The sequence below is a fragment of the Tritonibacter mobilis F1926 genome, assembly GCF_000376545.2.
Lineage (GTDB): Bacteria > Pseudomonadota > Alphaproteobacteria > Rhodobacterales > Rhodobacteraceae > Epibacterium > Epibacterium mobile.
The window spans coordinates 524,439-541,655 of sequence record NZ_CP015230.1; the positions used below are offsets into that span (position 1 = coordinate 524,439).

Sequence of the window (17,217 nt, forward strand, 5' to 3'; positions counted from 1 at the left end):
CTGTGACAGAGCAACCTCAACAGGAGATTTGCGATGACCACCACCCGTTTTGCGCCGTCGCCCACCGGCTATATCCACGTGGGCAACCTGCGCACCGCCTTGATGAACTATCTGATCGCCCGCAAGGCTGGCGGCACCTTCATCCTGCGCATCGATGACACCGATCCCGAACGCTCGAAAGAGGTATACGTCGACGCGATCAAGCAGGATCTGGAATGGCTTGGCCTCACATGGGACAAGGTCGAACGCCAGTCCGAGCGGCTCGACCGTTATGCCGAGGCCGCCGACAAGCTGCGCGAGATCAACCGGTTCTACGAGGCCTTCGAGACCCCGACCGAACTCGACCTCAAGCGCAAGAAACAGCTCAATATGGGCAAACCACCGGTCTATGACCGCGCCGCACTGGCGCTGTCGGAGGACGAAAAAGACGCCCTGCGCGCCGAGCGTGGCAATGGTGTGTGGCGCTTCAAGCTTGATCAGGAACGCATTGAGTGGACCGACGGCATTCTTGGCGACATCTCTATTGATGCGGCGTCTGTCTCGGACCCGGTGCTGATCCGCGGTGACGGGCAGGTGCTTTATACCATCGCCTCGGTGGTGGATGACACCGATATGGGCGTCACCCATGTGGTGCGCGGCTCTGACCATGTGACCAACACCGCGACGCAGATCCAGATCATGGGGGCCCTTGGCTTTGGTCACCCGGAATTTGCGCACCACTCGCTCCTGACCGGCCCGCAAGGGGAGGCGCTCTCGAAACGCCTCGGCACGTTGGCGCTGCGCGATCTGCGTGAGGCGGGTGTGAAGCCGATGGCGCTTCTGTCGTTGATGGCGCGTCTGGGGTCCTCTGATCCGGTGGAATTGCGCACCGATATGGCAGAGCTGATCGAGGGGTTTGACATCAACCGTTTTGGCTCTGCTCCGACCAAATTCGACGCCGAAGACCTCTACCCGCTGACCGCGCGCTACCTGCAAACTCTGCCGGTGGAGACCGTCAAGGCAGAGCTTGATGGGATCGGTGTGCCAGCGGACAAGCAGGAGGCCTTCTGGGCGGTCGCAAAGGAAAACATCACCACGCTCAAGGATCTTGAGGGCTGGTGGATTCTGTGCCGCGACGGGGCGGAGCCGCTGATTGCCGACGAGGACAAAGACTTTATCGCCGAAGCGATGACCCTTCTGCCCGAAGGCCCTTACGACTCTGAGAGCTGGGGCAAATGGACCGCCGCAGTGAAGGAAAAGACTGGCCGCAAGGGCAAGGGTCTGTTCATGCCGCTGCGCAAGGCCGTAACCGGCATGGAGCGCGGCCCCGACATGTCGGCGCTGCTGGCCTTGATGCAGACCGTGCGCGCGCGCGGCTGAGCCGGGAAATATCCAAGACAAAAAGCGGGCAGGGCGCAGGCTCTGTCCGCTTTTTTATGGGCTACTGCGCGTCAAAATAGCTGCGGCGCATCTCGCGGGCGGCCTCTGTCATGGCGGTGTTGGAGTGATGTTCCAGCGCTTTGAGCGACGTCTCCATCCATGCCATGACCTCTGGCGCATCTTCTGCATAAAGCGCGATGGGTGGAAAACTCACCTTCAGCAGGTCTTTGGCTGTCACAGGCGGCAGGTGAACATGCGGATAATCCGCCTCTGCCTTTGTGGCGCTCGTGTCTTCGGGCAGGTTTTCCCATAACAGGCGGGTGATGCGCCCCATGACCTCATAGGCGGTGCCCGGATCATTGACGCCGGGGGACAAGGCGCGCTGCGCGGTTTCCGCCAGCAAGGTCAGCCCAAAGGTCGGGTCTTGTTCGAAGCTGCGTATGTCACCGATATCGATGAGGTCGCAGGCCTCCTCGCAAAAGGCCTCGTCAGCCCCCTCCGCCACCGCAACGGGGCGGCCACGCAGGACAAATTCACCGGGCAGCCGGGTGAGGTAGAGGGTGACGCCCGCCTCGTCAGCGCGTGCGTTCAGCGCGGCCATATCCACATAACGGACAAATCCGCTTTGGGTTGCTGCAATGGGGCGGGCATCTGATGGCGGCGCGCTCGTGCCGCAACAGCCACCAAGACAAGGCGTGTCCTTGCGGGCTTGCAGACTGGTGCAGGTGCGGGTTTCGATCAGGCGCAACGTGTGATCCATGCTGCCCAAATCCGACAGGTGATCGATCCAACGCAGGATTGCGACCACGATCAGCACCACCACCAGCGCCGTCATCACAAACACCACAAAGGCCGCCCCCGGCGGGTAGAGTTGCGCCCGAAACAGAATGATCGCGCTCAGGGAATAGACAAAGCCGCCGGTGAAGGTCGCCAGCACGCTCTGGGTGACGGTGTCTTCCAGCAGCAGCCGATAGACCCGCGGTGTCGCCATGGAGGAAGCCGTGCGATAGGCGCTGACCATGACGTTCAGCGAAAATGTCGTCACCGCCAGCATGCCGGAGGCCAGGATCGTCAGAACCGGCAGTACCGCATCGCGGCCAAAGCGATCTTCCCATTCTTGCGGCAGCACAGGGGCCAGCAAGGGGGCCACCGCGAGCGCCAGCAAGGAGAACAGCGAAATCGCAACCACCCGAAACCACAGTTGGCGCACAATGCGCCGCAGCAGCAGGAGGCCGCGCGAGATCATTGGCTGTCCGCCAGAACCCGTGCGCCAGCCTCCGCGATCAGCGCATCGTGGAACGCGCGCTCGGCTGTGGTCATCTCCTGATGGCGCGGATAGCGCGGGGTGGCGCGATCATCGAGGATCGGCGTGTCCCAGCCATCTGTTGTCGCCATAAAAGCCCGCGCGCCACCTTCGCCAAAGACCTCTGTATAGCCGCGCAGCACCACGTCGAGATAGCTCATCAGGATCTTGTGGCCATTGGCGTCCCGGTCCTGCGTCTCTTCGGGCACCTGATAGAGCGAGATTTGCGGGGCAGGGGCCATGTCATGTCCCACCTGCGCGGTCACATCCACCCGCACATAGCCGGTTTCCCGCTCATCCAATGCGGCCCAGTCGCCATTCGGCACGGCGGCCAGCAGCCCTTCGATCACGTTGCCGGGGGCGGCGGTGACGCTTAAGAATGCCAGATCACGTTCAGGCGTATGGACCCATGCACGCCGCCAGCCTTGCAGGCGCGCGGGGCGGGTGTTGCCGTAAACGTGGGTGGCGATGTTCACGAGGCTGCCGAAGCCGAAGAAATGCGGTGTCATGGGGCCTTGTCGTTTTCTGAGCGAGCTTTGATGTATGTCAAACCGCTTTTTGTCCTAATTTGCAACAGTGGGCCATCGCCGCCAATGGGAGAGGGCCCCAGACATGCGTATCACAAAAAGAACCAATATCGCGGTCCGTCTGCTGATGTATTGCGCCCTCAATGAGGGTCGCCTCGTTACAAAATCCGAAATCGCGCAGCGCTGCAACATTTCGGAGAATCATCTGGCACAGGTGGTCAATCAGCTGAGCCAGCTTGGGTTTTTGAAAACACAACGCGGGCGCAATGGCGGGCTGAACCTGAGCCGCTCCGCCGCCGACATCTGCATTGGCGATGTATTCCGGCAGGTCGAGGGCGGTCTGCCGATGGTGGAGTGCTTTGCCGATGTCGACAACACCTGCCCTTTGGTGGAGGCGTGCCGCCTGCGCGATGCGCTCAGCCGCGCAGGAGAGGCCTTTTACAGTGCGCTCGACGGGGTCACATTGGAAAGCCTGACCTGCGATAACTTTGATCTGCAACGCATTTTGGCACCCGTGTCCTGTCCGGGTCCTGCGGTGACCGCGCACGCCTAGAGGGCTGCGCCCCTAGTCGCGCGCGCGCAGCACCCGGGCGGGCCGAGCGGCCAGCGGGCGCAGCGCATAGGCCAGCCCGGCAAAGAGCGTCACCAAGATGCCGCCGCCGATCACCCCAAGCGCATTGGGCCAGATCACCACATAGTCGGTCTCCAGTACAAAATGGCTCACCGACCATGCGCCAAGGATGCCCGCCAACAGTGCCACACTCCCCGCCGCCGCGCCCAGCAGGGCCGAGCGCAGCGCAAAGCTGCGCAGGATCTGACCGCGCGGCGCGCCAAGCGTTTTCAAGAGCGCCGCCTCGTAGCGCCGCGCAGGTTCCGCTGCGGCCGCCGTACCCAACAGAACCAGAAAACCCGTGAACAAGGTCGCGGCCGCGCCATAGGCGGTGGCGGTGGCCAGTTGGCCGAGGATTTCGGACACGCGATTGATCGCGTCGCGCACCCGGATTGCGGTGATATTGGGCATGGCGCGGGCCACGTCGCGCAGGATTGCCGCCTCGGCCTCCTCTTCGGCATAGACGCTGGCGATATAGCTATGCGGCGCGCCCCGCAGGGCGGCCTCGTTCATGGTCAGCACAAACCCCATGCCCGCGTTGGAAAAATCCACCTCGCGGAAGCTGGTGATGGTGCCGGTGATGTCGCGGCCCAACACGTTGATGGTCATGGTATCGCCGAGTTTCAGGCCCATTTCCTCGGCCTCTTCGGCGGCAAAGGAGATCTGTGGCTCCCCATTGTAATCCTCGGGCCACCATGCGCCTGCGGTCACTTTGGTGCTTTTGGGTTTGGCGGCCGCATAGGTCACGCCGCGATCGCCCCGGATCACCCAATGATCGCCCGCAACCTCCTTGGCCGGGCGGTCATTGATGCGAGTGATGATGCCGCGCAGCATCGGCGCATTGTCGACCTTGCTGACCTGTGGGTCCCCCTCGACGCGCTCCAGAAAGGCGGGCATCTGGTCGCGCTGAATATCGACAAAGAAATAGGACGGCGCCACGTCCGGCAGGTTGCCCGCAATGGCGCGGCGCATGTTGCCGTCGATCTGGCCAATCGCGGCCAGCACCGTGAGGCCAAGCCCCAGCGCCAGCACCGCCGGCATTGCGCCCTCGCGGGTCGACGAAATGGACGCCAGCGCCCAGCGCAGGGCCGGTCGCCCCCGTGCCACCCGATTGCCCATCCGCGCCAGCGCGCCAATGGCGGCCCCGGCAATCAGCAGCACGATGAGCGCGCCGATCAACCCGCCAGCGGTCCAGAGCGCCAGTTCCGGTGCTCCGCTAAAGAAGGCCGCGGCGGCGATCAGAAGGCCAAGCGTCGCAAGTGTCGCGACGATGTACCGTGGCGCGGGCCAATGGATTTTCCCGCCCACCGCATCCCGGTAGAGCGCCGCCGCCCGGATGCGTTCCGCACGCGCCAGGGGCCAGAGGGTGAACAGCAATGCAGTCAAAACACCGTAAAGTGCCGATTCCGCCAGCGCGCTGGGGTAGACCGAGAACACCGCCGGAAAGGGTAGTTGCGCCGCGATCAACGGCCCTAGCAACAGCGGGCCAAGCCCGCCGAGCAGCAACCCGAGGGCAATCCCGCAGAGCGACAGCACACCGATTTGCAGAAAATAGGTCAGAAAGATCACCCGCCGTTCCGCTCCGAGGGTGCGCAGGGTGGCGATGGTCTCTGTTTTGGTGGCGAGGTACGCGCGCACCGCTGTTGAGACTCCGACACCCCCGACCGCCAGACCAGAGAGGCCGACCAGCACCAGAAACGCGCCCAGACGTTCGACAAAACGCGCAATTCCCGGCGCGCCGTTGCGGGCATCGCGCCAGCGCATGCCGCTGTCCTCAAACCGTGCGCGGGCGTCCTGTTCCAGCGCCTGCAAGTCAGCCTCGGGGGGGAGGGTCAGGCGGTATTTGGTGGAGTAGAGCGTGCCCGGTGCCAAAAGGCCCGATTGCGCCAAGGCGTCGGTGTGCACCAAGGTGCGCGGCCCGATGGAAAACCCGGACCCGGCGGCATCCGGCTCCCACGCGAGGAGGCCGCTCAGGCGGAACTCCTGCGTGCCAAGGCGAAACCCGTCGCCCGCGCTCAGGCCCAGCCGGTCAGCCAGTACCTTTTCCATCACCGCGCCGGGGCGGCCATCGACCTCAGCCAGTGCCGCGTGCAGGGGGTGGCCCGAGGTCAGGCGGACCTCACCGCGCAGAGGGTAGGCGGCATCCACCGATTTTACCTGGGTCAGCGCGCGTTCTTCCCCCACCACGGCCATTGAGCGAAACTCAACCACCTCGGAGCGATCACGGGCGATCTCCTCCATCCAGGCGGATTCATCCTCGGAAGCAAAGCGATAGGTGAATGTCAGCTCCGCATCGCCCCCCAAGAGACTCGCGCCTTCGCGCGCAAGCCCCGCCTCGATCGACGCCCGAATGGAGCCGATAGCGGCAATGACACCGACCCCCAGCGCAAGGCACGCAAGAAACAGGCGAAAGCCGCGCAGGCCGCCGCGCAATTCGCGCAGGGCAAAGCGCCACGCAAGGCGAAGCTGGCTCGGAGCCGCTGTCTCAGCGTTCATTCCGCCGCCTCACGCTGGGCGCTTGTCTGGATGCGACCATCGCGCAAATGCACGGTGCGGTCGCAGCGCTCGGCCAACTCAGGCGCGTGTGTCACCATCACCAGCGTGGAGCCATGCCGGTCGCGCAGGTCAAACAGCAGATCCATTACCTGTGCACCATTGGCCTGATCGAGATTGCCTGTGGGTTCGTCCGCCAGGAGGATCTCGGGCCGTGTCACCACCGCACGGGCCAGTGCCACCCGCTGCTGTTCGCCACCGGACATCTGCGCGGGCATATGATCGCAGCGATGGCCCAGCCCCACGGCCTTCAGTTCCTCGCGGGCGCGGTCAAACGCATCACGCGCGCCGGCCAGTTCCAACGGTGTGGCGACATTTTCCAGCGCCGTCATCGTCGGGATCAGGTGAAAGCTCTGAAACACCACCCCCATATGGGCGCGGCGGAACCGGGCCAGGGCGTCCTCACTCAGCCGGGTCAGATCCTCGCCCATGGCGCGCACGCTACCACCTGTTGCCTGCTCCAGCCCGCCCATCACCATCAAGAGCGAGGACTTCCCGGACCCCGATGGCCCCACCAGCGCCAACGTCTCGCCCGCTTCGACATCCAGAGTGATCTCTTCGAGGATACGTACCGGGCCGGTATTGCCATTGAGCGACAAATGCACATCTTGAAGTGTAAGAACGGGGCGGGCGTCGTTGCTCATATGGGGCTACCTGTCTTTTTGATCTCAAATGGATATGGAGTGTCCAAAGCCATGCGCAAGTTTCTTAGGCAAATTGTGGTCAGTTTGGTTAGCATTCCCTTGCTTTTGACCACTGCGTGGGCAGAACCCCTGCGCATTACCGCCTTTGGTGACAGTCTGGTGCAGGGCTACGGCTTGCCGCAGGATCAGGGCTTGGTTGCGCAACTGCAGCTGTGGTTCGATACCGAAGGCTATGATGTGGCGCTGACCAACGCGGGCGTATCTGGCGACACCACCGCAGGGGGCGCGGCACGGATCGACTGGACCTTGGCGGATCAACCCGATGGGGTGATTGTGCTCTTGGGCGGCAATGACCTGTTGCGCGCCCTGCCGCCCGAAGACACGCGCGCCAATCTGACCCGCATCATAGAGGCCTCGCGCGCGGCGGGGGCGGAGGTCATGCTGATCGGCATGCAGGCGCCGGGCAACTACGGCGCGGATTACAAGGCTGCCTTTGACAGTATCTACCCCGACCTGACGCAGGCTTATGATTTGGTTCTGCATCCGTTTGCCTTTGCTGGCATGGCGGCAGAGACCGGCGAGGACCCGGCCCAAATGGGGGCGTTTATGCAAGATGACGGCATCCACCCAAACGCTCGCGGGGTTGCGCTCAACATCAAAGCAATGGAGCCGACCCTGCGCGCGTTTATGCAGCGTCTTACAGAGGTTTCGGCCCAAAGCGGCGGGTGACGCGGCCTTTGGGGGAGCGATTTTTAGTTAAATGCGCGCAATCCTATGGGCCGCAACAAGGTGACGCTTGACGTTGCGCGCGCTATTGCCCATGGCACCCCAAAAGGCGGCCCAAGGTCGCCCCTGCTACGCGAGGCGCGCCCATGACCATTTCCCATCTTGTCACCCATTCGGGCGGTTTTCACGCGGATGAACTGCTCTCGACCGTCATCCTGAGCCGCCTTTATCCTGACGCAGAGCTGGTACGGACACGCGACAAATCTTGGATCACCCCGGCTGAAGGGCGGATCATCTATGATGTGGGTGGTGAATTTGATGCAGGTGCCGGGATTTTCGACCACCACCAGCGCCCCAACCCGCTGCGCCCGAATGGGCAGCCTTATAGCTCCTTTGGTCTGATCTGGGCGGAGTTTGGGCGTGACTATCTGCGCGCGCAGGCGGTGCCGGAGAAAGATCTGGAGCAGGTCCACGCCGCATTCGACGAGGATTTTGTGCGCCCTGTGGACCTGTTGGACAATGGCGCGGTGGACACGGCAGAGGCGGGGTCGCTGTTTGCAGGCCTCACGCTGCCGGTGCTGCTGGAGAGCCTGAAACCGGTGTTTGATGACCGCAGCGAGGGGGCCGATGATACGGCCTTTCATGCGGCGCTCACGGTGGCCAGAGCCATTGTTGAGGCCCGCATCCGCCATAAGGCGGCCAAGCTGCGTGCCGCCGATGTGGTTTTGACCGCAATCAAGGATGCAGGCACAGGCCGTGTGCTGGAACTGCCTATGGGCATGCCCTTTCGCGGCGCGGTCGAGCGCGCGGGCGCGGACCATCTGTTGTTTGTGGTCCACCCGCGCAATTCCGATTGGGCGCTGACCACGATCCGCACTGGCGACGACACGTTCGAGACCCGCGCCGATCTGCCTGCCGCATGGGCGGGACTTACCGATGCGGCGCTGGAGCAGGCCTCCGGGGTAAAGGGCGCGAAGTTCTGCCACAACGCCCGCTTCCTTGCGATTGCCGACAGCCGCGATGCGATTTTGAAACTGGCCGAACTCGCGGTGGCCGAGGTGGCAGAGTAAACAGCCCCAATGGCTTTTTGCTGCCGGGGCACGGGGTTGGCGTTGATATCGAATAACAAGGGCATATCTGCTAAGGTATTGGCATAATAAAACCGATTTGCTGCAATCATAGGACGCCTTTCATGTTCCGTGTCTCTCTGACCCTTTCTGCCCTTGCGGTGCTCGCCGCCTGCGCCACGCCTCAGGAACGATGCATCCGCAAAGGGGCCTCAGAACAAACGCAGATTCTAAACAAGATCAAAGAGACCGAAGCCAATATCACGCGCGGTTACGCGATCCATCGACAGACCGTGCCAGAGACGGTTTTCTACAGTTGCCGACGGGTCAACGACGGTAAAGTGGTCGGCTACTACCCCTGTCCAGAGACCTATTATCGCACGATTGAGACCCCGGTCAGTATCGACGTAAAAGAAGAGCGCAAGAAACTGCGTCGGCTCCAGGACGCGCTGCCCGCCGCCCAAAGCCGCGCCGCAGAGGCCGCCGCGCAATGTCGGGTGCTCTATCCTGAAAAAGCCAAATAAGCCGCGCTTTTCCCCCTCGCGCGTGCGCAGAGTGCTATACGCTCGCGACAGATTTTATGGTATTCTCACGCAGGTGATCTCATCGAAAGGATGGGTTGATCATGCGTGTTTTGATCAGTGTTTTTGTTATTTTTCTGTGTCTCAATGCCCCCTTAGCGATGGCGCGAAATTTTATCGCGGCGGGTGACGGGTCCAGCAATACAGTCAATCAGCGTACAACGCGCGAAGTGGTGCGGACGCTGGAGCATGAGGTTGGCTTGTGCCTTCAGCTGTTTGAAGCTTACCGCTTTGATTGTATTGTGAAATCTTACAATATTGCGGCGCGACTGATCAAAGGAAGCATTGATTATCTGCCCGCCTATGAGGCGCTCAACAGCGTAGAGCAGCGGGTTGGCGCGATGGTTGCAGCCAATGCCGACCCCACCGCGACGCGCTTGCGCCGAGGCATCATGAGCTATGGCGCGATCAAACCCGGCACGCAGGAGGCGGTGAAACGTGAAACCCTGCGCGCGATGGAAGAGGCGAGGGCATCACTCCTGCGCGCGACGAGGCCGCTGCAAAAGCCGCATCTCCAAGACATCGCGGATGCGATCGGTGCCAATTATACCATGATACGCGCGGCGCTCGCTGTGCCGCGCTAAGGGGCCCCTTTGATCCCGAGCCTAGCCGAATGTCGTGACCACATCATACATCACCGGCTCAAAACTGCGGCACAGCGCATTTAGCGCTCGGTTGCGCTTGCGCATCTCTGTTGAGCGCAGCATCTCCATAAAGTCCTCACGTTTTTGCCATTGCGAGTAATTGGCGACCCGCGTTTGTGCGTCATTCACATGCAGCCCGGCGGCGATAAATCCCGGCTGATGCGAGATGAATTCTGCATAGGCGGCCTCCAGCGTGTCGATCAAATCCTGACAGGTGCCCGGCGTGACCTCGAATGTGGTGATGACCGTCTGTAGATCGTCTGACTTCTTGATTGTCGGCATGAGAACGTCCTCCCTTCTCAAAGCGTAATCCAATGCGCTTGAAAGTCTACATCGGCTTGCTCTACCATAGGTGGAGTGGGTGTGATTTCAAAAGGCTTGGCCGATGCGTCTGCCCATCCTCATTGCTCTTATTGGCCAGCTGTGGTCGCTGCCTGCTTTGGCGGGCGCGTGGCTGGAGCAAAAGGGCGGTGGTTTCACCTCAACCGCGCTCAGGGCGCGCGCGTCCGGACAAGAGCTCAGCGGCTATGTCGCTTATGGGGTGTCGCGGCGGCTGACCTTTGGTCTCGATTTGCATCACAGCACGGATATGAGGACCAAGAGCGCCCATGCTCTTGTGTTCGCGCGGCTGCCACTGCGCCAATCGGATCAGGGCTGGCAATTAGCGTTTGAGCTTGCAAGCGGGTTCGGGCGCGAAGGGGCGCAGTGGTCCGGCATGCGGCGGCTCAGCCTCTCTGCGGGCCGCGGGTTGTCTTGGCAGGGCCGCGATGGTTGGGTTAATTTTGATCTCACACGCGAGTGGCGGCGCGGCGGGGATCTCGCCGCATGGAAGCTCGACAGCGCCTTGGGGATTGCGCGCAAAACCGGACCTTCTGTGATCCTGCGTACAGAACTCTATCAGCCAGACGGCGGTGAGATGATCTGGAAGGCGCTGCCGGGGCTGCGCTGGCAGCTTTCACCTCAACAAGAAGTGCTGACCGGGTTGGAGTTGCGGTCTTTTGGCGCGGAGCGGCTTGGACTGACGGTGGAGTTGTGGCACAGGTTTTGAGCCTCGCCAGCCGGATCGTGATCCGCCCGCCCGGCCTGTTTTGCAAACCGGAGAGCGCAGCCGTGCCAGAAAATACAAATACCCCGAAAGACCCAAAATCACCCATCCGCGCCACCGATGCTGAGGCGCGCGGCCTTGCGTCCGATTTGATGCAGAGCGCGACATTTGCCGCATTGGCCACGCTCAGCGCGGCAGGTCACCCGGTCCAGAGCCGCGTGGCCTTTGCGCTGGATACTGGGGGGCGACCGATCTCTCTGGTGTCTACACTGGCGCAGCACACGCAGGCGATCACCGCGCGCCCGCAGGTGTCGCTCCTGATCGGGGAGCCCGGCGACAAGGGCGATCCGCTGACTCATCCACGCCTCACGCTCAATGGCCGCGCCGAGATCCTGCCCAACGCCTGCCCCGCGCATGAGGAGATGGCCGCGCAGTATCTGCGCCGCCACCCCAAGGCCAAGCTCTACATCGGCTTTGCCGATTTCCACTTCGTGCGGTTCCAGATTGATGAGGCCTTTTTGAACGGCGGTTTTGGCAAAGCCTATGTGCTCACCCCCGCCGATCTGGGCCTGAGCGCCTAGCGGTCGATGCGGATCAGCGCCCGCACGGTGCCGCGCACGGCCTGTTCCCAGACGATGTCGATCTCGTCATTGTTGCTGCCTTCCTGCGTACGCACATAGTGGCCGGGATAAACCACCGCGCCACTGCTGCCGCGCAGTGATCCCTCAACGATCACCGCATCCACCGCGCGGCTGTAGCCCTGAAACGGCAGCGTGCCGCCGGTGGGTATGGTCCAGGTACTGGCAGCGGTATTCTGGTCGAACTCCACCCGCAGCGGGTTGCGGCACTGGGTGCTGACGTTGTGAAAGCTGTTGGCGTCAAAGAACACGTCCTTTGAGCGCGAGAAATCGAGAGTGGCAAAGCTGGTATCGACCCGCTCGGCCCGGTCGATGGTGCCGTTGATCGACCGGAACTTGTTGCCAGTGACCGATACCCCATTCAGAAAATGCCCGCTGCCATAGGGCTTTATCACGATATAGCTGAACCAGCTCGCCACGTCGCCGCTGAGGAACACATTGTCGGTGATCGACATGGCCGCAAAGGAGAACCCGCTACTGAAATCGGGGTTTGCGTCATATTCATTGGTCCACTCGATAAAGCAGTTGTCGATGTAGTTCTCGGAAATCGTGTGCGAGGCATAGGTATCCGTCACCACGATCCCGGCGGTGCGGATGCCGCCCGCAACACTGTCGCCCTGAAAGAAATGGTTGCCGGTGACCGTGTGGTTCGACCCGGCCATCACCGCCCAATGCAGGAACCGCGTGGCGCGGTTGTGGCGCAGCTTCACATCGTTGGAGTTCACGTTGAGCGCAATACTCTCGCGATCCGCCACATCCATGGCGTCTTCGTCCGACAGGAACTGGCAATTGTCCACCAGCATGCCCTGACAGCCGCTGCCGATCGAGGTGATCCCGCGCGCCTTGGGGCGGGTGAAGAAACAGTCATGCAACGCAAAAACGGTGCCTGCGGGCGCCAGACGCAACGCGCTGGCGACGCCATTACACTGGAATTCCACGCCGGAGATGCCGAACTTCTTCAGCGCAGAGAAGCCGGAAAAATCCAGCATGTATTTGAACGCGGTGAAGGTGAAATTCTGCGTCCCTTCGGCGTCATACAAGGGCTGGCTCAGGGTCAACTCGGTCGCGCCGACGTTCTTTGCGGTGACATAGACCTCACGCCCGACACCTGCACCCTCGACCAGCGCGCCCACTGGAATGGCCGAGATATTGGCCACATTGGTCAGTTTCTTCTTGTCAGAGCTGTCATAGGTCGCCTGCGCCGTGACCACGTCATGATCCCAACTCGCGCCCGTCTGCGCCGTGAACTGGCCGTTGCGGATATAGCGGCGGGTGGCATAGCTGGTCCGGTTGGGCACCGCTGCCTGCATGTCGATGGGGCCGCTGACGGCGATGCTGCGCCCGCCGAGATCGAGGCTTTCGTGATCGACACTGTTCAACAGCGCCTGAAACGCCTTCTTGAAGGCCAGTTCCTCATCCCCAAACGCCGCCGCATAGGTCGGATAGTCATAGCTCTTGGTCAGCAGGAGCATGGCGCTGTCGGGCATCGACAATGTGCCCTCAAAGATCACATCATGATTGAGCGACAGCGTGTTGTTGATCCGAAATTCGCCCTCGGGCACCAGAATGCGACGGCCATTGGCGGCGTCATCCGCCGCCTCGAACGCGGCGTGGCAATTGGTGGTGCCATCGCCCACAGCGCCAAAATCGGTCACATCCACCACGCTCAGCATATCGCGCAAAAAGACGCTGGTGATGTCCTCGATCACGATGTCGTCGACGCGGATCACACCACCATTGGCCCCGGTCAGATTCAGCCCGAGATGCCCGTAGGCGGCGTCCAGCCCCCAGGGCATATCGACACCCGACCTGCTGCCGGTGCCGACGATGGCCTGCACCTCGACCACCTCGCCATAGGCGTTGAGGGTGATTCCGGGGCCGCTCTCGATCACGCCAGAGACATGGGAGTTGTTGGCCGCCCCGACCCAGCCCGCGATGCGCACGGTGGGAAAAGCGCCGCTCATGGCTTTGACGCGGGCGGTCACCCGCAGGTAGCAGCCCGGCAGGATCGGCGTTTCGCCCATGTAGCGCAGCCGCTGGGTACTGTCGGTCTTTTGCAGCTCCAGACAGCCGCCAAAATCGGCGTCCCCCGCAACCACGGCAGCATTTGCCGCCCCGTCATAGGTGTCAGAGCCGGGTGTGCCGTCGCCGCTGGACCAGACGCCCAATCCGTCGCTAAACGCGGGCGGCATCAGTTGCAGACCGTCGGTGATTGCCTTGTTCATGAAAAACCCTTTCCTGTTCCACCACGCCGGGAGTGAGGAAGGGTTTTACCAGTTTGAATTTAACTCTCGCTCAGGAGAGCGTACGCTCCATGTGCAACACCCGGCGCAGGCTTGCGCCCAAAGGAAATGGGGTCCCGCAGCGGGACCCCATGCCGTGAGTGGCGTGCGGACAGGCTAGAGCAGAAAGCCCGTCTGAAGAGGTGAACGCAGAAGCAAAGCAAGATCAGGCGAGTCGGGATGAGCGGCTGGAGCAATGTCATATGCAACGCGCACTCCGGTATCGTCCTTCAGGCGAAATGTGACCCAAAGGCCGGGCGTGCAAGGGCGGATGCTTTCTTCAAGGGATAGGTCGCAATAAGCCAGTTCGTCATGGTCCTCGCACCAGACGATTGCCTCACTGCTCTCTGCATCGACCCAAATGACAACACCATTCATCCAAAACACCATAACCCGGTTCAAAGGCTTTTCTCTGCGTTCGTCAGATGCGCTGCACCCCGGTGAAGTTGGGAGGGACATACCTTTGCGCAACACTCTGACGTTTATGATGGTAGCGCACATAGGCCTCTGGTTGAATTTCGTAACTTTGGTTTTCTAAAAACTTCTGCGCAAGGAATTCAGAATATTCGAGTGGTCCGTCACGTATTTGCTGCTAAAGTAAGCGGATGCGTATCTATTGAAACATTCATTTTAACGAGTGCCTAAAGTGTCTGAGGAATCCCAAAACAAGAGCGGGAGTGCATTTGAGCGCGATCTGTTCTGTGCGCAGCTCGGTGAGCTTGTTGAAAAACGCGGGGCAATCGCTCACATCTGCAAGAACGCGGGCCTCAATCGGCAGCAGTTCAACCGGTATCTAAGCGGTGAGAACATCCCCTCATTGGCGACGGCATACCGGATCGCATCGGCGCTTGGTGTGTCTTTGGACAGTTTGGCCGGACAAGCTGTCACGAGAGAGACAGATCCTGAGAAAATGCCGCTAGACCAGTTGTTTAATGAAAACGCATCACCCAACACAGGATTGGTCGAACCGGGGTTTTATTGGGAGGTCACTCGCTATGGAGACCCGAGTGATCAGTTCGTCCTGAGCCTCACGCATTTTATCCCCCAGAAAACCGGCGGGTTGTACTATCGATATAATCAGGCCGCGCGTGCCGATGGCACCATTGTCCCCCAAGAATTCTGGGGGCGCTACTACGAGGCCGAGGGAAAAGTGACCGTGTTTCAGACCAATATTCGTGTCCGCAACACGATGGGGTCGATGGCGTTGCGGCGTCTGGATGGCTATGGCGCAGAGCTGGCTGGGCAGAAGATGGGGCACCGTTTTATCAGTGGCGCGCGCGTGACCACAAGTATCACAGCTTTGAAATTTATCGGGCGGCAAGTAGAGCAGGAACCCAACCAGTTGTTGACGGGGATCAAGCTGAGATCAGAGATCCCCGCCGATATCATGGTGCTCTATGATTCCGTCCTTGCGCTCTCTGAAGCGGAGCCGGGGCGTCTGCATTTTTAAGGAAGGCGATTTATGCTCGCCTGACGATAGGGAACGCAAAACGGGCGCCCTGAGATACAGCGCGCCCGTCAGAAGTTTTGTGTTCAAAGTGACCTTTAGGCCAATTCGCCCGCCAAGGCGCTCTCGATCAGCGCGATGGTGTCCTCAACGCCATAAAGCGCGATGAAGCCGCCAAATCGCGGACCTTGGCTCGCGCCCAAAAGCACCTCGTAGATCGCGGAGAACCACGCACGAAGGGGCTCAAACCCGTGGATCTTGCCAATGGCAAAGACCACGGACTGCAGGAACTCGTCGTCGGCAAAATTGGCTTCGGGCAGCGGATCATCGTTGCCGACCATCTCGTTTTTCTTGGCGATGACCGCCAGTGCCGCCTCTGGCGAACGCAGCGCATCGGCCAGATCCGTGAGGGCTGCGCGCTCCTGATCGGTGGGCAGACGGTAGGTTTTTGCGGGCTTCACGAAGTCATTGAAGTAGCGCACCGCATGGCCTGCGGCCTGATCCATGCCGGGATGGGTCTCGGCGGTGGCGTCGGGCGCGTATTTGTTGATGAAGCCCCAGAGGGTTTCCTTGTCCTCGGCGTTGGAGACGCTGGCGATGTTCAAGAGCATCGAGAACGGCACCACCATATCCGACTGCGGGACGTTGCCGCCGTGGATGTGCCAGACCGGATTGTTGAGCTGCGCCTTCAGGTCCTGACCGTGATAGGCCCGCAATTGCTGGTGATATTCATCCACCGCCTTGGGGATCACGTCAAAATGCATCCGCTTGGCGGTCTTGGGCTTTTGATACATGAAATACGCGAGGCTCTCGGTCGAGGCGTAGGTCAGCCACTCGTCGATGGAGACACCGTTGCCGGAGGTCTTGGAGATCTTCTGGCCGTTTTCATCGAGGAACAATTCATAGGTGAAATGCTCCGGCGCGCGCTGGCCCAGCACCCGGCAGATGCCGTCATAGATCGGCGTATTGGTGGAGTGGTCCTTGCCGTACATCTCAAAATCGACGCCAAGCGCGGCCCAACGTGCGCCAAAGTCAGGCTTCCACTGCAATTTCACATTGCCGCCGGTGACGGGCAGGGTCCATTCCTTGCCGTCCTCATCATCAAAGGTGATGGTGTAGGTCTCAGCGCAGACTTTCTTCATCGGCACATAAAGTACGCGGCCGGTGTCCGGGTGGATCGGCAGGAAGATGGAATAGGTCTGGCGGCGCTCTTCACGCAGGGACTTCAGCATGATCGCCATGATGTCGTCGTATTTTTCAACTGCGCGCTTCAAAACCTCGTCGAATTGGCCGGAGCCATAGAATTCGGTCGCAGAATAAAACTCATACTCGAACCCAAAGGTGTCGAGGAAGCGGCGCAGCATGGCGTTGTTGTGATGGCCAAAGCTGTCATGCGTGCCAAACGGGTCCGGCACCGAAGTAAGCGGCTTTTGCAGATGCTCCGTGAGGCTCTCGGAATTGGGCACGTTGCCGGGGATTTTGCGCATCCCGTCGAGATCATCCGAAAAGCAGATCAGCTTGGTCGGAATATCGGAGATCACTTCGAAGGCGGTCTTGATCATGGTGGTGCGGGCCACCTCGCCAAAGGTGCCGATATGGGGCAGGCCGGAAGGGCCGTAACCTGTCTCAAAGAGGACATAGCCCTTTTCTGGCGCGCCCTTGGCGTAACGTTTGAGAACACGGCGTGCTTCTTCAAACGGCCAGGCTTTGCTCTTCAGAGCTTCTTCGCGCAGAACAGACATGATGTACTCCAGTCAGCGTCTTTTTCAGGGATGTGTGGTGGCACCATGC

The 17,217-nt window shown here is 61.0% G+C and carries 16 protein-coding genes; 9 read left to right on the plus strand and 7 right to left on the minus strand.

Features of this window, described 5'->3' with window-relative positions; all coding sequences use genetic code 11:
• The first annotated feature begins 33 nt into the window (after positions 1-33).
• Entirely contained in the window at positions 34-1,359 is a 1,326-nt protein-coding gene (gene gltX, locus K529_RS02470) for a glutamate--tRNA ligase (protein WP_005652488.1), read from the plus strand.
• 61 nt (positions 1,360-1,420) lie between these two features.
• On the opposite strand, the gene K529_RS02475 is transcribed toward gltX, so the two are convergent.
• Together K529_RS02475 and K529_RS02480 are read right to left on the minus strand one after the other, a co-directional pair.
• Positions 1,421-2,605, minus strand: a complete 1,185-nt coding sequence (locus K529_RS02475; protein WP_005652490.1) for a DUF2254 domain-containing protein — start codon at positions 2,603-2,605, stop codon at positions 1,421-1,423.
• Entirely contained in the window at positions 2,602-3,171 is a 570-nt protein-coding gene (locus K529_RS02480) for a gamma-glutamylcyclotransferase family protein (protein ID WP_046002823.1), read from the minus strand. Before K529_RS02480 ends, K529_RS02475 begins: the two co-directional genes overlap by 4 nt.
• A 103-nt stretch (positions 3,172-3,274) precedes the next feature.
• Here K529_RS02480 and K529_RS02485 point away from each other — a divergent pair, with 103 nt between their 5' ends.
• Positions 3,275-3,742, plus strand: coding sequence for an RrF2 family transcriptional regulator (locus K529_RS02485; protein ID WP_005671293.1), 468 nt, complete (start codon positions 3,275-3,277; stop codon positions 3,740-3,742).
• A gap of 12 nt (positions 3,743-3,754) precedes the next feature.
• On the opposite strand, the gene K529_RS02490 is transcribed toward K529_RS02485, so the two are convergent.
• Together K529_RS02490 and K529_RS02495 are read right to left on the minus strand one after the other, a co-directional pair.
• Positions 3,755-6,295 (minus strand): ABC transporter permease, encoded by a 2,541-nt coding sequence (locus K529_RS02490; protein ID WP_046002824.1) that lies wholly within the window; start codon positions 6,293-6,295, stop codon positions 3,755-3,757.
• Entirely contained in the window at positions 6,292-6,996 is a 705-nt protein-coding gene (locus K529_RS02495; protein WP_046002825.1) for an ABC transporter ATP-binding protein, read from the minus strand. The genes K529_RS02490 and K529_RS02495 overlap by 4 nt, the downstream gene beginning before the upstream one ends.
• A 51-nt stretch (positions 6,997-7,047) precedes the next feature.
• Here K529_RS02495 and K529_RS02500 point away from each other — a divergent pair, with 51 nt between their 5' ends.
• The 4 genes from K529_RS02500 (at position 7,048) to K529_RS02515 (ending at position 9,954) form a co-directional block, all read left to right on the plus strand.
• A complete protein-coding gene (locus tag K529_RS02500) occupies positions 7,048-7,725 on the plus strand; it encodes an arylesterase (RefSeq protein WP_040643373.1) in 678 nt (225 codons plus the stop codon).
• A gap of 143 nt (positions 7,726-7,868) precedes the next feature.
• Positions 7,869-8,792, plus strand: coding sequence for an MYG1 family protein (locus tag K529_RS02505; RefSeq protein ID WP_005652304.1), 924 nt, complete (start codon positions 7,869-7,871; stop codon positions 8,790-8,792).
• A 122-nt stretch (positions 8,793-8,914) separates the two neighbouring features.
• Complete coding sequence (locus K529_RS02510; RefSeq protein WP_005664176.1) at positions 8,915-9,313, plus strand: hypothetical protein; 399 nt, start codon at positions 8,915-8,917, stop codon at positions 9,311-9,313.
• Between the two features lie 101 nt (positions 9,314-9,414).
• Positions 9,415-9,954, plus strand: a complete 540-nt coding sequence (locus tag K529_RS02515; RefSeq protein WP_046002826.1) for a hypothetical protein — start codon at positions 9,415-9,417, stop codon at positions 9,952-9,954.
• Between the two features lie 21 nt (positions 9,955-9,975).
• Here K529_RS02515 and K529_RS02520 read toward each other — a convergent pair whose 3' ends face one another.
• Positions 9,976-10,296 carry an antibiotic biosynthesis monooxygenase family protein gene (locus K529_RS02520; RefSeq protein ID WP_005664059.1) on the minus strand — a complete coding sequence of 107 codons (321 nt, stop codon included), beginning with the start codon at positions 10,294-10,296 and terminating at the stop codon, positions 9,976-9,978.
• Positions 10,297-10,399: 103 nt separating this feature from the next.
• Here K529_RS02520 and K529_RS02525 point away from each other — a divergent pair, with 103 nt between their 5' ends.
• Complete coding sequence (locus K529_RS02525; RefSeq protein WP_046002827.1) at positions 10,400-11,062, plus strand: hypothetical protein; 663 nt, start codon at positions 10,400-10,402, stop codon at positions 11,060-11,062.
• Entirely contained in the window at positions 11,047-11,640 is a 594-nt protein-coding gene (locus K529_RS02530; protein WP_227511917.1) for a HugZ family pyridoxamine 5'-phosphate oxidase, read from the plus strand. The genes K529_RS02525 and K529_RS02530 overlap by 16 nt, the downstream gene beginning before the upstream one ends.
• Here the strand turns inward: K529_RS02530 and K529_RS02535 are convergent.
• The gene (locus tag K529_RS02535) at positions 11,637-13,922 is read right to left on the minus strand and encodes a glycosyl hydrolase family 28-related protein (protein ID WP_046002828.1); all 2,286 of its coding nucleotides are present in this window, start codon (positions 13,920-13,922) and stop codon (positions 11,637-11,639) included. The genes K529_RS02530 and K529_RS02535 overlap by 4 nt on opposite strands.
• Before the next feature lie 703 nt (positions 13,923-14,625).
• On the opposite strand from K529_RS02535, the gene K529_RS02545 reads away from it, so the two are divergent.
• Positions 14,626-15,429, plus strand: a complete 804-nt coding sequence (locus K529_RS02545; RefSeq protein WP_005635435.1) for a helix-turn-helix transcriptional regulator — start codon at positions 14,626-14,628, stop codon at positions 15,427-15,429.
• Between the two features lie 95 nt (positions 15,430-15,524).
• Here K529_RS02545 and K529_RS02550 read toward each other — a convergent pair whose 3' ends face one another.
• Positions 15,525-17,168: a lysine--tRNA ligase gene (locus K529_RS02550; RefSeq protein WP_005635432.1), complete on the minus strand. Its 1,644-nt coding sequence runs from the start codon at positions 17,166-17,168 to the stop codon at positions 15,525-15,527.
• Positions 17,169-17,217 lie beyond the last annotated feature (49 nt).

Bases quoted from the DNA above. Each gene is read 5' to 3' on its own strand.
- gltX (WP_005652488.1), top strand. From the start codon at position 34: ATGACCACCACCCGTTTTGCGCCGTCGCCCACCGGCTATATCCACGTG.
- K529_RS02475 (WP_005652490.1), bottom strand. From the start codon at position 2,605: ATGATCTCGCGCGGCCTCCTGCTGCTGCGGCGCATTGTGCGCCAACTG.
- K529_RS02480 (WP_046002823.1), bottom strand. From the start codon at position 3,171: ATGACACCGCATTTCTTCGGCTTCGGCAGCCTCGTGAACATCGCCACC.
- K529_RS02485 (WP_005671293.1), top strand. From the start codon at position 3,275: ATGCGTATCACAAAAAGAACCAATATCGCGGTCCGTCTGCTGATGTAT.
- K529_RS02490 (WP_046002824.1), bottom strand. From the start codon at position 6,295: ATGAACGCTGAGACAGCGGCTCCGAGCCAGCTTCGCCTTGCGTGGCGC.
- K529_RS02495 (WP_046002825.1), bottom strand. From the start codon at position 6,996: ATGAGCAACGACGCCCGCCCCGTTCTTACACTTCAAGATGTGCATTTG.
- K529_RS02500 (WP_040643373.1), top strand. From the start codon at position 7,048: ATGCGCAAGTTTCTTAGGCAAATTGTGGTCAGTTTGGTTAGCATTCCC.
- K529_RS02505 (WP_005652304.1), top strand. From the start codon at position 7,869: ATGACCATTTCCCATCTTGTCACCCATTCGGGCGGTTTTCACGCGGAT.
- K529_RS02510 (WP_005664176.1), top strand. From the start codon at position 8,915: ATGTTCCGTGTCTCTCTGACCCTTTCTGCCCTTGCGGTGCTCGCCGCC.
- K529_RS02515 (WP_046002826.1), top strand. From the start codon at position 9,415: ATGCGTGTTTTGATCAGTGTTTTTGTTATTTTTCTGTGTCTCAATGCC.
- K529_RS02520 (WP_005664059.1), bottom strand. From the start codon at position 10,296: ATGCCGACAATCAAGAAGTCAGACGATCTACAGACGGTCATCACCACA.
- K529_RS02525 (WP_046002827.1), top strand. From the start codon at position 10,400: ATGCGTCTGCCCATCCTCATTGCTCTTATTGGCCAGCTGTGGTCGCTG.
- K529_RS02535 (WP_046002828.1), bottom strand. From the start codon at position 13,922: ATGAACAAGGCAATCACCGACGGTCTGCAACTGATGCCGCCCGCGTTT.
- K529_RS02550 (WP_005635432.1), bottom strand. From the start codon at position 17,168: ATGTCTGTTCTGCGCGAAGAAGCTCTGAAGAGCAAAGCCTGGCCGTTT.